We start from the raw sequence: 13,675 nt of genomic DNA on the forward strand, positions 1-13,675 counted from the left end.
GACAGCTTCGGTTTAGTAAAATGGAGGTAATAAGGACGTATCACTTTTTATTTAGGCATTAACGGGAGCAAAAATTAAATAAGATTTACTTTTTTTATCATTACTAAAATCATTCATCGATCCTATTTCCGACCTTTACGCCAAAAACAAAAGTTATGAATTGGATTATTTTAGTTATTGCAGGTTTATTTGAGGTAGCGTTTGCTTTCTGTTTGGGTAAAGCCAATGAAACAACAGGAAACGAAATGTACTTTTGGTACGTCGGTTTCTTTGTTGCCCTTAGTATCAGTATGGGCCTTTTAATTACCGCAACTCAAACTTTACCCATAGGAACAGCTTACGCCGTTTGGACAGGAATTGGAGCAGTTGGGACTGTTTTAGTAGGAATTCTTGTTTTTAAAGAACCAGCAACCCTGCTGCGCCTACTTTTCCTTACTACTTTAATCGGCTCCATTATTGGACTAAAAGCGGTATCACACTAAAATCTTAATTACGCAAAAGCAACTAGGCAATTTAGGCAGCTATCTTTAGTAGCGCACTCATCAACGTCGGTTCTTATTTCATCATTCCAATAGCTGTAAAGAAGGTACATAATAAACCCGGGGCTTCAATAACAAACGGAGCTATGACAGCCATAATATCTTTAACTATTTACCAAACCTGTAAGGGCAAATCAATGTTATTTATTTAAGTATAAAGGAAAAAGAAAAACCAGTCTTTTTAACCTTTCAATTGGACCAACCAATTAAAATCCAATTTAAAAATTAGCTTTCCTCCATTATAGCTTTTTTTATAAATAGCCGGTCCATTTTAAATAAATAGAACAACTTCAGGCTAAAACGCTACCCTAAACCTTAGTAATCACAATAGATTTGTTTGGGACGCCATAAAACAATAATTTTTCACTTAATTTCCCGAATAAATGGTCGCTCCGCTTAAAATATGAATAAAAAGCCAGAATGTAATATATTATCAAAACACCTCAGTATAGAAAGCCTTGAATCCTTAATAAGAAACTTACTATTGGGTTTAAAAACCCAATAGTATTACTTTTTTTACGAGCATTTTTTTCTAAAAACCAATATAATTTTAGTTAAAATCCTTTATATTTACAATATCTCAAATAATAAATAACGCAGAATATCGGCTGTAATACCTGTTTACTTTATCGTAAATGATGTGTATTTAGCCTTCTATTCCTTTAAAAACGACATTTATGAAAACAATGACTTGTAAACAATTAGGTGGTACATGTGATACAGAATTTCATGCTACTTCTATTGAAGAAATGGCTGAATTGAGTAAAAAACATGCCATGGAAATGATTAAAAATGGTGATGAACCACATACTAAAGCAATGAGGGAAATGCAGGAGTTAATGCATTTTCCAGAAGGAATGAACGCATGGTACGAAAATAAAAGAAAAACATTCGACCGTTTGCCCCATGCTGAATTCAAATAAATAGTAATCAATAATTAAAAACCATGAATAAAAACACAGATTTGGGCTTGTTAATACTTAGAATTGCAGTAGGAGCTTTGATGTTATTTCACGGAATCGCTAAACTAAGCGGTGTCTCTTTTATTGAAGGAATGTTAGAAGGAAAAGGTTTACCATCCTTATTAGCCTACGGTGTTTATATCACTGAAATTATTGCACCTATACTGATAATTATTGGATACAGAACCAGACTAGCTTCTCTGGCATTTATCTTTGGTTTATTGTCTGCTACGGCACTTGTGCACTTAGGGGATCTCTTTAAATTAAATCAGAATGGTGGCTGGGAATTAGAACTAATAGGCTTGTATCTGTCAGGAGCTTTATGCTTATTCTTTACTGGTAGCGGAAAACATGCTGTTTCAACAACAAATAAATGGGATTAAGTTAAAGTGCATTCTTTTTTTAAATGACGATCATTCGATTTTAATCTTAAAAATAAAAAAACCTTTCAAAATCAAATTTGAAAGGTTTTTTTATTTTTAGAAAGTGCGGTTTTTAAATTCCTGCCACCGCTTTTATTTCGTCAATAATACGCAAGGCCAAAGTATCTGCCTGTGCTTGCGAAGGTGCTTCTGTGTAAATACGAATAATAGGTTCTGTATTCGATTTCCTTAAATGTACCCATTCAGTAGCAAAGTCAATTTTCACTCCATCAATTGTTGTAATATCTTCATTTTTATATTTCTCAGTCATGGCTACAAGAATGGCATCAACATCAATTTGCGGTGTCAACTCAATTTTGTTTTTACTCATGTAGTATTCTGGATAGGAAGCACGCAATGCAGAAACAGTCATTTTTTTGTTAGCCAAATGTGTTAAAAACAAAGCCACACCTACCAAACTATCGCGACCATAATGAGACTCTGGATAAATGATTCCTCCATTTCCTTCACCACCTATGATGGCATTGTTCTTTTTCATTAAGTCAACTACATTCACTTCACCAACTGCGGATGCTTCATAAGTACCGTTGAGTTTGTTTGTCACATCACGCAGAGCACGAGAAGATGACATATTTGAAACTGTATTTCCTGGAGTTTTACCTAATACATAGTCCGCACAAGCAACAAGAGTATATTCTTCACCAAACATTTCACCGTCTTCGCAAATGAAGGCCAAACGGTCTACATCTGGATCAACTACAACACCTAAATCGGCTTTTTCTTTCACTACCAATTCTGATATGTCAGTCAAATGTTCTTTTAACGGTTCTGGATTGTGAGGGAACTGTCCGTTAGGCTCGCAGTACAATTTCACAACTTCCACTCCCATCAATTCAAGTAATTTTGGAATAATAATCCCTCCAGATGAATTCACTCCATCAACAACAACTTTAAATTTAGCTGCTTTTACCGCTTCAACATCGACCAAAGGAAGGTTTAACACTTCATCAATATGAATATCCATATAAGCATCATTCTCTGTAATCTCTCCTAAACTGTCCACATCTGAAAAATCAAAAGCTTCAGCTTCGGCGATCACAAGAATTTTTTCCCCTTCGATACCATTCAAAAATTCTCCTTTTCCATTCAATAATTTCAAAGCATTCCATTGTTTTGGATTGTGAGAAGCCGTCAAGATTATTCCACCATCAGCTTTCTCCAAAGGAACAGCAATCTCTACTGTAGGAGTTGTTGACAATCCTAAATCAATTACATCAATTCCTAAACCTATTAAGGTGTTTACTACCAAATTATGAATCATAGGTCCTGAAATACGGGCATCGCGACCTACAACTACTTTTAGTTTTTCATCAGTATTACTTCTTGAAGCTGTGTTGTTTTTCAACCAAGTCCCATAAGCCGAAGCAAATTTTACTGCATCAACAGGTGTAAGATTATCCCCTACTTTACCTCCAATAGTTCCACGAATTCCCGATATTGATTTTATTAAAGTCATTCTTATGTTTTAAAATTTTGATTTATTTCTTTTTAATTTCCACAAATATAATAATTGACAATTTAATAAAGTCAATTAGAATTCATAATTTAGGCGAATGAACTTCTTAGCACACATTTATCTTTCGGGCGACAATGATTTAATTAAAATTGGTAATTTTATGGCTGATGGAATTCGGGGCAAACATTTTGAAACTTTTCCAATGGAAATTCAAAAAGGAATCATTCTTCATAGAGCCATAGATACTTTTACGGATGCACATCCTGTTTTTAGACAAAGCACCAAAAAGCTACACAGCCATTACCATCATTATGCTGGTGTGATTGTCGATGTATTTTACGATCATTTTTTAGCTAAAAACTGGACCAATTATTCTAATGAAAATCTAGAAGAATACATTCAATTCTTTTATAAGTCACTAGAAGACAATCGCCCAATTTTAACAGAGAGAACCATAGGAATTATGCCCTATATGTTTCAGCAAAATTGGTTGTCGAGTTATCAAACAATTGAGGGAATAAATACTATTTTGACTCAAATGGATAGCCGGACAAAAAACAAATCAAAAATGCGTTTCGCTACGGAGGAACTGCAGGAATTTTATACAGAATTCGAGAATGAATTCACAAAGTTTTTTGAAGATTTAAGAGAGCATGCCCGAGAAAAGCTAATCACTTTGCAATAAATTTAAAATAAACCAAAACTATAAACCAACTACCCACAATGAAAAAAATAATAGTACTGCTTTCCTTAGCTATAATAGGATGTAAATCGAATGAAAAAATAATTGCCCCAACAGGTTTACTAACTGATAAAGCGATGGTCGTTTCGGCACGTGAGGAAGCTTCGGAAATAGGAGTTGCTATCATGAAAAAAGGAGGAAATGCATTTGATGCCATGGTAGCAACTGAACTAGCTTTGGCCGTTTCCTATCCTCAAGCCGGAAACATAGGCGGAGGAGGCTTTATGGTTTTCAGAAAAGCCAATGGAGAAACCGGCGCCATGGATTATAGAGAAAAAGCACCATGGGCCGCAACTAAAGATATGTTTCTCGATAAAGATGGAAATGTAATTGAAGGTAAAAGTACAGCCACAGCATTTGCATCTGGTGTTCCCGGAACTCTTGCTGGTTTATTTGCTGTACACAAAAAACATGGATCCCTTCCTATTGCAGAGATCTTGGCTCCCGTAATTGCTTTAGCAAAAAAAGGTGTTGTTGTGACTGAGCATCAAGCGAAAAGTCTTGCTGATTATAGAGCTACTTTCATCAAAACAAACGGTCCAAATAGTTTGTTTTCGCAAGAATATAAAGCAGGTGACAGTATTAAATACCCTGCTCTAGCGGCTACTTTACAGCGCGTTTCTGATAATGGACGTGATGAATTTTACAATGGCGAGACTGCTCACAAACTGATTGCTTTTTTGACTCAAAAGGGCGGTAATATGACACTCAAAGATTTGAATGCCTACGAAGCTAAATGGAGAGCGCCAATCACTTTTAAATACAAAGAATTAAAAATCACTTCTATGTCGCCGCCTAGCAGTGGAGGAATTTGTTTGAACCAAATTATGAAAATGATTGAACCTTTTGATTTGTCCGTAATGGGACACAACAGTGTGAAAGCGATTCAAGTGATCACAGAAGCTGAACGACGAGCTTATGCTGACCGAAACTCTTTCCTTGGAGATCCTGATTTTGTAAAACTCCCAGTTGCAGCATTATTAGATTCTATCTATATCAAAAATAGAATGAGTGATTTTTCTTTCGATAAAGCCTCTAAATCTTCCGAAATTGGAAAAGGGAATATTCCTGGATATGAGAGTAAACAAACAACGCATTACTCGATTGTGGATTCTGAAGGAAACGCAGTTTCAGCCACGACGACTTTAAATGACAATTATGGTTCTAAAATATACTGTGACGAATTAGGTTTTTTTCTGAACAATCAAATGGATGATTTTAGTGCTAAACCAGGTGTTCCAAATCTTTATGGACTTACAGGTACAGAAGCGAATAGTATTGCTCCGGGAAAAAGAATGTTGAGTTCTATGACTCCAACCATAGTCGAGAAAGACAGAAAATTATTCATGGTCTTAGGAACACCAGGCGGTTCTACCATAATTACTTCAGTATTGCAAACCATTTTGAATGTTTATGAATACAACATGAGCATGCAGCAAGCAGTTAATGCGCCTCGTTTTCACCATCAATGGCTACCTGATGAAATTACTTTTGAGCCCGCTTCATTTGATAAAGAACTATTGGAAAAAGTAAAAGAAAAGGGATACAAAGTCAACGAAACCAATAAAGAAATAGTAGGCCAAGTAGACGCAATTTTAGTATTACAAAATGGAAAATTAGAAGGTGGAGCCGATAAAAGGGAAGACAATAAAGCCGTTGGATTTTAAAATGTAGTATTATTAATTCTCTACAAAACAATAATATAAATACCCAAAGCAATGAAAAACATTATTATTCTATTATTCTTTATTTGTTTCAGCTGTAAAGCTCAAACTACAACTGTTCAACCTACAGGACTTATCGCCAACAAAGCTATGGTTGTCTCCGCACGAGCAGAAGCTTCAAAAATTGGAGCCGATATCATGAAAAAAGGTGGAAATGCTTTTGACGCAATGGTTGCTACAGAGTTGGCCCTTGCGGTTGCCTATCCTTATGCTGGTAACATTGGAGGTGGCGGTTTCATGGTTTACAGAAAAGCCAATGGAGAAATAGGAACATTAGATTATCGCGAGAAAGCTCCCTTAGCAGCTACAAAAGATATGTTTCTTGATAAAGATGGAAATGTAATTCCTGGAAAAAGCACAAAAACTCCTTTAGCTATAGGAATTCCTGGAACTATTGCTGGTGTGTTTGCAGTACATACAAAATTAGGCTCTTTGCCAATGGCAGAAATCCTTAAACCCGTAATTGAACTAGCGGAACGTGGCGTTATTGTTACTCATAAACAAGAAGAACGTTTAAACGACTACCGCGAAGAGTTGACAAAAATAAACGGTACCAATTCACTTTTTTCGAAAGTATATAAAGAAAACGATACTATCAAATATCCTGCTTTGGCAAATACGTTAAAAAGAATTGCTAAAAACGGAAAAGATGAATTTTATAAAGGGGAAACCGCTACAAAATTAGTAGCTTATTTAAAAGACAAAGGTGGCATTATAACCATGGAAGATTTGGCAAAATATGAAGCCAAATGGAGAAACCCTATAACTTTTAAATACAAAGATTTAAACATTATTTCTATGGCTCCGCCAAGTAGCGGTGGAATCTGTCTGGCACAAATTATGAAAATGATAGCTCCTTATGATTTGGCTAAAATGGGACACAATTCATCTGAGGGAATCCAAATTATTGTAGAAGCTGAAAGAAGAGCTTACGCTGACAGAAGTTACTTCTTGGGAGATCCTGATTTTGTGAAAATTCCTTTGAAAGCATTAATGGATGATGCTTATTTAAAAGGAAGAATGAGCAATTTCAATGTAGACAAAGCCACTCTTTCATCTGAAATAAAAGAAGGAAAAGTAAATTACAATGAAAGCATGGAAACTACCCACTACTCTATTGTGGATCAGTTTGGTAATTCAGTTTCGGCAACAACAACGCTGAATGCGGGATTTGGTTCTAAGTATTATTGTGATGAGTTAGGTTTTATGCTTAACAATGAAATGGATGATTTCAGTTCAAAACCAGGAACACCTAATATGTTTGGATTAGTTGGAAACGAAGCCAATAGTATTGCTCCCGAAAAAAGAATGTTGAGCTCAATGACTCCTACAATTGTAGAAAAAAACGGAAAGTTTTTTATGTCGGTTGGATCGCCAGGAGGTTCTACCATAATTACATCGGTATTACAAACTGTTTTGAATGTATACGAATACCAATTGAGCATGCAGGAAGCAGTAAATGCACCTCGCTTTCATCACCAATGGTTACCTGATTTAATTACTTTTGAACCTAATGCTTTTGATGTTAAAACATTAGAAAGCTTAAAAGCAAAAGGCTATTTGATTAATGAAAAAACGACACCTGTAATTGGAAAGGTTGATGCTATCCTAGCATTACCAAACGGAAAACTAGAGGGTGGCGCCGACTTTAGAGGAGATGATACAGCTCTTGGATTTTAGACTATGCCTTTTATTAATTTCTGAGTTTTCTACTTCAGGTAATATGTGGTTGAATAGAAGCGTGATTTTATTCCAATTGGGATATAAAGAAAAAACGAATTTTGAAATTTTAAAAGAGATTTGCCTACAACATCAAAATTCAACAGAATTTTTTATTCAAAAAGCAATTGGATGGTCTTTACGTGAATACGCCAAAACAAATTCAGAAGCGGTAAAAAATTTTGTAGACGTTAATAACTTAAAGCCATTGAGCAAAAAAGAAGCCTTGAAAAACTTAAGTAATGCTTAAATTAATAGTAATTTAGCATTTTCAAAAAAAGATAAATGTTTAAAAAAATTAGAACTAAATTAGAAAGCATAATAGCTTGGTCACAATCCATTTTGACAGAAAAGCAATTTATTTTCTTATCTAGCGTACTTGTTGGGATCACTTCAGCATTTGCCGTTATTGTTCTAAAAACATTTGCTCACTGGGTTTTTTCATTTGCCACTTACATTAATGGAATTTTAAAACTGAGTTTTATTAATAGTGTTTTACCTATTGCGGGACTTTTACTTACTGTTTTTGTTGTTAAAAGAGTGCTTGGGGGCTCTATTGAAAAAGGGACATCACAAATTTTATACGGTGTAGCAAAAAAAGCCAGTATAATACCAAAAAAACAAATGTATGCCCAGATTATCACCAGTTCCTTAACTGTTGGTCTTGGAGGGTCAGCGGGTTTAGAGAGCCCAATTGTAGTAACTGGAGCTGCTTTTGGATCTAATTATGCCCAAAAATATAAACTAAGCTATAAAGATCGGACTTTACTTATTGGTTGTGGTGTAGCTGCCGGAATTGCTGCTGCTTTTAACGCTCCAATAGCTGGAGTTTTGTTTGCTGTTGAATTTTTATTGGTCGATGTAAGCATCTCCGCTTTTACACCTATTATGATTGCCGCTGCAACGGGAGCTCTCGTTTCTGAAATTGTATTAGATGAAACGATCTTATTAAATTTCAGACAACAACAAGTTTTTGATTATCATAAAATACCATTTTATATTCTACTAGGAATATCAACTGGTTTTATTTCCATTTATTATACGAGGAACTTTCAAAGAACAGAACACTTTTTTCATAAATTAAAACTAAACCCTTATAAGAAAGCATTTTTAGGAGCTTCAATTTTGGCTGTGCTAATTTTCATTTTCCCTACTTTATTTGGTGAAGGTTATGAAAGTATAAAAGTATTGTCAGATAGTGATCCTGGTAAATTATTAGAAAACACCCTCTTTAGCGATTTTAGAAATAATCCCTGGGTTCTTTTAGCATTTGTGGGCGGTACAATGATGTTAAAAGTTTTTGCAACAGGAATCACATTAGGTTCTGGAGGAAATGGAGGAAACTTTGCCCCTGCTCTATTCATGGGTTCCTATGTAGGTTATTTCTTTTCAAAATTTATAAATTTAACTGGACTAACGCGTTTGCCTGTCAGTAATTTCACATTAGTAGGAATGGCAGGTATTTTGAGCGGTTTATTCCATGCTCCACTAACTGCGATTTTTCTTATTGCCGAAATTACTGGAGGATATAGTTTAATGCTTCCGCTTATGATTGTGGCGTCTATTAGTTTTGCTATTTCAAAACGATTTGAAAAACACTCAATGGACGTAAAAGAATTGGCTCAAAAAGGGCATGCTTTTACAAGTAATAAAGATACGAATGTACTTGCAACATTAGATACTACTTCCATCATTCAAACAGATTATTTAACCCTTTCTCCAGATGAAAATCTAGAAAAACTGGTTGATTTAATATCCCATTCCAATCAGGTTATTTTTGCCGTTGTTGACAAAGACAAGCATTTGTTAGGTATTGTTCATTTCAATAATATTAGAGAAATCATCTTCAATACTTATAGGGTAAAATATACCTTGGTAAAGAACATTATGGCTGCGCCTACTGAGATCATCTACCCTTTCAACAGTATGGAAACGGTCATGAATAAGTTTGAGCGATCAAAAGTAGCATTCCTTCCAGTTATCAAGGATGAAAAATATTTCGGTTTTATCTCAAAATCTGTAGCACTTGAAGCCTATCGTACCAAACTGAAATCGATGACAATAGAGTAATTTAATATCGGATAGTATAAATTGAGTAATCTCCGATAATAGTAGCATCTTTTTGGCTATGTGGAAGATAGACTTAAACTATAGCGAAGAATTTCAAACAACTTTTGATCGATTGAATGGAAAGAAGCAAATTTTGCAATCCAGCAGACCTTTGCCAAACATCGCTTTGAATAAAATCAAGGAGAGTCTTTCTATTAAATGGACCTATAACTCTAACAGTATTGAAGGAAATTCATTGACTTTACGAGAAACCCAAATGGTCATTCAAGAGGGAATTACCATACAAGGAAAATCACTTCGAGAGCATTTTGAAACATACAACGACGACAAAGCCATTGATTTTTTGTTTAAAGTAGTAAATGATGAATATGTTTTAAAAAGCATCAATATTCTTTCTTTACATGCTCTGGTTTTGCGCTCTATTGAAGAAGATTTTGCTGGGCATTTACGCAATGCAGGTGCACGTATTACAGGAGCTAACTTTGTACCACCAAATGCCAATAAAGTTTCGGATTTACTAGATGAATAGATTGATTTCATAAACACAAATCCGTTACAGCTTAACGATATTGAATTGGCGACTGTTTTTCATCACAAACTTGTTTGGATCCATCCGTTTTTTGATGGTAATGGTCGTACCGTAAGATTAGTAATGAATTTGTTATTGATGCGTTGTCGCTTTCCTCCTGCTATCATTCTAAAAAATGACAGAAAGAAGTACTATGAAGCACTCAATCAAGCTAATGCTGGGAACTATCAAAAACTCACTCTTTTGATGTGCCAGGCGGTAGAGCGAACACTTAACATTTACATTAATGCGCTTCCTAATAACGATAAATAATACATCGAAATTTCAAATTTAGTTCAAGAACCGGATATGCCTTACGGCCAAGAATACATCAGTTTACTGGCTAGAAAAGAAAAAATTGATGTCTACAAAGAAGGTAGAAACTGGCTTACTACAAGAGAAGCCGTTGAAAACTATATCTGCACAAGAAAGAGAAAACGCTAACTTCGGTTGGCGTTTTTTATCTCCCATTTTAACATAAACTTCTAAAGTGTTCTATTGAAAGAATAAACCAAAAGGTTAACTTTGCTTTTTTGCAAAAATTATGTTAGACAAAGACAATACTATTGACGTTCAAGGAGCTCGTGTTCACAACCTTAAAAATATAGATATATCCATTCCTCGTGAAAAACTGGTAGTTATTACTGGTCTTTCTGGTTCTGGTAAATCATCCCTAGCTTTCGATACCATTTATGCCGAAGGTCAACGCCGATACGTAGAAACATTTTCGGCTTATGCCAGGCAGTTTTTAGGCGGATTGGAGCGTCCAGATGTGGATAAAATAGATGGACTCTCGCCAGTTATCGCGATTGAACAAAAAACAACCAGTAAAAGTCCTCGCTCCACAGTGGGAACCATAACTGAAATATATGATTTCCTGCGATTACTTTATGCCCGTGGAGCTGACGCGTACAGTTACAATACTGGCGAAAAAATGGTCAGTTATTCTGACGAGCAAATTAAGGATCTGATCACACAAGATTTTACTAACAAACGTATCAATATTCTGGCGCCAGTTATTAGAGCTAGAAAAGGACATTATGGGGAGTTGTTCCAGCAAATAGCCAAACAAGGATTCTTAAAGGTTCGCGTAAATGGCGAGGTGCGGGACATTACGACAGGAATGAAACTGGATCGTTATAAAACGCATGATATTGAGATTGTAGTTGATCGAATGGTGATCGAGGCGACTCCCGACAATGAAAAACGTTTGAGCGAAAGCATTAATACGGCCATGCATCACGGTGAAAATGTATTAATGGTTTTAGACCAGGATTCTAATGAAGTGCGCTATTTTAGTAGAAACCTCATGTGCCCTACTACCGGAATATCTTATCAAAACCCAGAACCTAATTTATTTTCGTTCAACTCACCAAAAGGAGCTTGTGACCATTGTAACGGTTTGGGTACAGTAAACGAAATCAATCCCAAAAAAATCATCCCAAATCCGAAATTGTCAATCAAAAATGGTGGTTTTGCACCTTTGGGGGAATATAAGTCTTCTTGGATTTTTAAACAATTGGAAATCATAGGAGAAAAATATAGCTTCAAAATAACAGATCCGATAGAAAAAATTCCTGAGGAAGCCATGGAAATGATATTGAATGGCGGTAAGGAAAAATTCACGATTAACTCTAAAGATTTAGGAGTGGCCCGCGACTATAAAATTGATTTTGAGGGCATCTCCCATTTCATAAAAAACCAACATGACGAAAGTGGTTCTACCACAATTAAACGCTGGGCGAAAGAGTTTATGGACGAGATAAATTGTCCGGTTTGCGAAGGTACACGATTGAAAAAGGAAGCCCAGTTCTTTAAAATAAACGAACAAAACATTTCGGAATTATGCAGCATGGATATTTCTGATTTGACGGCTTGGTTCCTTGATTTGGACAGTCATTTATCTGACAAACAAAAGCGCATTGCAACTGAAGTTATCAAAGAAATAAACGATCGATTGAACTTTTTGATGAATGTAGGTTTAGAATATTTATCATTAAGCCGAAGTTCAAAATCACTTTCTGGTGGAGAGGCGCAGCGCATTAGATTAGCCACACAAATTGGTTCTCAATTGGTTGGAGTTCTCTATATTTTAGATGAACCCAGCATTGGTTTGCACCAAAGGGACAACGATAAATTAATACATTCGTTAGAGCAATTACGCGATATTGGGAATTCAGTTATTGTGGTTGAGCACGATAAGGATATGATTGAACGTGCGGATTATGTGATTGACATCGGTCCTAAAGCGGGAAAATTTGGTGGTGAAATAATTAGTAAAGGAACACCTGCCGAAACGCTAAAATCAAACACCATTACTGCTCAATATCTGAATGGGACGATGAAACTCGAAATTCCTGAAAAACGCCGTGAAGGTAACGGCAAGTTCATGAAACTGACTGGCGCAACTGGGAATAACTTAAAAAACGTATCCATTGAATTGCCTTTAGGAAAAATGATTTGTGTGACGGGAGTTTCAGGAAGTGGAAAATCGACTTTGATAAACGGTACGCTCTACCCTATTTTGAATGCCTATTATTTTAATGGTGTAAAAAAACCACAACCTTACAAAAAGATTGAAGGTTTAGACCTTATCGATAAAGTAATTAATATAGATCAAAGTCCTATTGGGCGAACGCCACGCTCTAATCCGGCAACGTATACTGAGGTATTTACTGAAATCAGAAACCTGTTTACTAAGACTTCAGAAAGTATGATACGCGGTTACAAGGCGGGACGTTTCAGCTTTAATGTAAAAGGCGGACGTTGCGAAACCTGTCAGGGATCAGGAGTACGAACGATTGAAATGAACTTTTTACCCGATGTTTATGTTGAATGTGAAACCTGTCAAGGAAAGCGATTTAACAGAGAAACACTAGAAATTCGATTCAAAGGAAAATCAATTTCAGATGTGTTGAATATGACCGTGGACGAAGCCGTTCCATTCTTCGAAATGATTCCGAAGATATATCGAAAAGTAAAAACCATACAAGATGTAGGTTTAGGGTATATCACATTAGGACAGCAAAGCACTACCCTTTCTGGCGGTGAGGCACAGCGTATAAAATTAGCTGGTGAATTATCAAAAAAAGATACTGGAAACACATTTTATATTCTTGACGAACCTACTACAGGCTTACATTTTGAGGATATTAGGGTATTAATGGGCGTAATCAATAGACTAGTAGATAAAGGAAATACGATATTGATTATAGAGCATAATATGGATGTAATCAAACTTGCAGATTATATTATAGACATTGGTCCCGAAGGAGGAAAAGGAGGCGGACAAGTGGTTGCCAAGGGTACACCCGAAGAAATAATTAAAAATAAGAAAAGCTATACTGCCCAGTTTTTGAAAAAAGAATTACTTTAGTATTCTGGATTTATAGCCCTGATGGTAGTGGCAACCTTCTACTTGTTTTTTTTAACCAGTAAAAGATATAGCGAAC

10 protein-coding genes and 1 pseudogene are annotated in these 13,675 nt (G+C 35.6%); 10 read left to right on the forward strand and 1 reads right to left on the reverse strand.

Features of this window, described 5'->3' with window-relative positions; all coding sequences use genetic code 11:
* Positions 1-155 precede the first annotated feature (155 nt).
* From HJ01_RS16370 to HJ01_RS16380, 3 genes are all read left to right on the forward strand, one after another.
* Positions 156-482: a DMT family transporter gene (locus HJ01_RS16370; protein ID WP_007139620.1), complete on the forward strand. Its 327-nt coding sequence runs from the start codon at positions 156-158 to the stop codon at positions 480-482.
* 734 nt (positions 483-1,216) lie between these two features.
* Positions 1,217-1,462, forward strand: coding sequence for a hypothetical protein (locus HJ01_RS16375; RefSeq protein ID WP_007139621.1), 246 nt, complete (start codon positions 1,217-1,219; stop codon positions 1,460-1,462).
* Between the two features lie 23 nt (positions 1,463-1,485).
* Positions 1,486-1,884 (forward strand): DoxX family protein, encoded by a 399-nt coding sequence (locus HJ01_RS16380; protein ID WP_007139622.1) that lies wholly within the window; start codon positions 1,486-1,488, stop codon positions 1,882-1,884.
* Between the two features lie 112 nt (positions 1,885-1,996).
* Here the strand turns inward: HJ01_RS16380 and glmM are convergent, their stop codons facing one another.
* Complete coding sequence (glmM, locus tag HJ01_RS16385; RefSeq protein ID WP_007139623.1) at positions 1,997-3,400, reverse strand: phosphoglucosamine mutase; 1,404 nt, start codon at positions 3,398-3,400, stop codon at positions 1,997-1,999.
* Positions 3,401-3,497: 97 nt separating this feature from the next.
* On the opposite strand from glmM, the gene HJ01_RS16390 reads away from it, so the two are divergent.
* The 7 genes and pseudogenes from HJ01_RS16390 to uvrA all read left to right on the forward strand — a co-directional run bounded on the left by HJ01_RS16390 (position 3,498) and on the right by uvrA (position 13,599).
* On the forward strand, positions 3,498-4,085 hold the full coding sequence (locus HJ01_RS16390; protein ID WP_007139624.1) for an ACP phosphodiesterase: 588 nt from the start codon (positions 3,498-3,500) through the stop codon (positions 4,083-4,085).
* 38 nt (positions 4,086-4,123) lie between these two features.
* Positions 4,124-5,809, forward strand: a complete 1,686-nt coding sequence (ggt, locus tag HJ01_RS16395) for a gamma-glutamyltransferase (protein WP_007139625.1) — start codon at positions 4,124-4,126, stop codon at positions 5,807-5,809.
* 51 nt (positions 5,810-5,860) lie between these two features.
* Positions 5,861-7,546, forward strand: a complete 1,686-nt coding sequence (gene ggt / locus HJ01_RS16400; protein WP_007139626.1) for a gamma-glutamyltransferase — start codon at positions 5,861-5,863, stop codon at positions 7,544-7,546.
* Positions 7,524-7,835 (forward strand): DNA alkylation repair protein, encoded by a 312-nt coding sequence (locus HJ01_RS16405; RefSeq protein WP_081478731.1) that lies wholly within the window; start codon positions 7,524-7,526, stop codon positions 7,833-7,835. Before ggt (HJ01_RS16400) ends, HJ01_RS16405 begins: the two co-directional genes overlap by 23 nt.
* 35 nt (positions 7,836-7,870) lie before the next feature.
* Complete coding sequence (locus HJ01_RS16410) at positions 7,871-9,655, forward strand: chloride channel protein (protein ID WP_007139628.1); 1,785 nt, start codon at positions 7,871-7,873, stop codon at positions 9,653-9,655.
* 58 nt (positions 9,656-9,713) lie between these two features.
* A pseudogene (locus HJ01_RS18090) lies at positions 9,714-10,667 on the forward strand (Fic family protein).
* Positions 10,668-10,767: 100 nt separating this feature from the next.
* Positions 10,768-13,599 (forward strand): excinuclease ABC subunit UvrA, encoded by a 2,832-nt coding sequence (gene uvrA / locus HJ01_RS16420; protein ID WP_007139631.1) that lies wholly within the window; start codon positions 10,768-10,770, stop codon positions 13,597-13,599.
* Positions 13,600-13,675: the final 76 nt, after the last annotated feature.

Origin of the sequence: Flavobacterium frigoris PS1, assembly GCF_000252125.1 — a bacterium.
Lineage (GTDB): Bacteria > Bacteroidota > Bacteroidia > Flavobacteriales > Flavobacteriaceae > Flavobacterium > Flavobacterium frigoris_A.

Coding starts and splice junctions, on each gene's coding strand:
- HJ01_RS16370 (WP_007139620.1), top strand. CDS start 156: ATGAATTGGATTATTTTAGTTATTGCAGGTTTATTTGAGGTAGCGTTT.
- HJ01_RS16375 (WP_007139621.1), top strand. CDS start 1,217: ATGAAAACAATGACTTGTAAACAATTAGGTGGTACATGTGATACAGAA.
- uvrA (WP_007139631.1), top strand. CDS start 10,768: ATGTTAGACAAAGACAATACTATTGACGTTCAAGGAGCTCGTGTTCAC.
- HJ01_RS16380 (WP_007139622.1), top strand. CDS start 1,486: ATGAATAAAAACACAGATTTGGGCTTGTTAATACTTAGAATTGCAGTA.
- ggt (WP_007139625.1), top strand. CDS start 4,124: ATGAAAAAAATAATAGTACTGCTTTCCTTAGCTATAATAGGATGTAAA.
- HJ01_RS16390 (WP_007139624.1), top strand. CDS start 3,498: ATGAACTTCTTAGCACACATTTATCTTTCGGGCGACAATGATTTAATT.
- ggt (WP_007139626.1), top strand. CDS start 5,861: ATGAAAAACATTATTATTCTATTATTCTTTATTTGTTTCAGCTGTAAA.
- HJ01_RS16405 (WP_081478731.1), top strand. CDS start 7,524: ATGATACAGCTCTTGGATTTTAGACTATGCCTTTTATTAATTTCTGAG.
- HJ01_RS16410 (WP_007139628.1), top strand. CDS start 7,871: ATGTTTAAAAAAATTAGAACTAAATTAGAAAGCATAATAGCTTGGTCA.
- glmM (WP_007139623.1), bottom strand. CDS start 3,400: ATGACTTTAATAAAATCAATATCGGGAATTCGTGGAACTATTGGAGGT.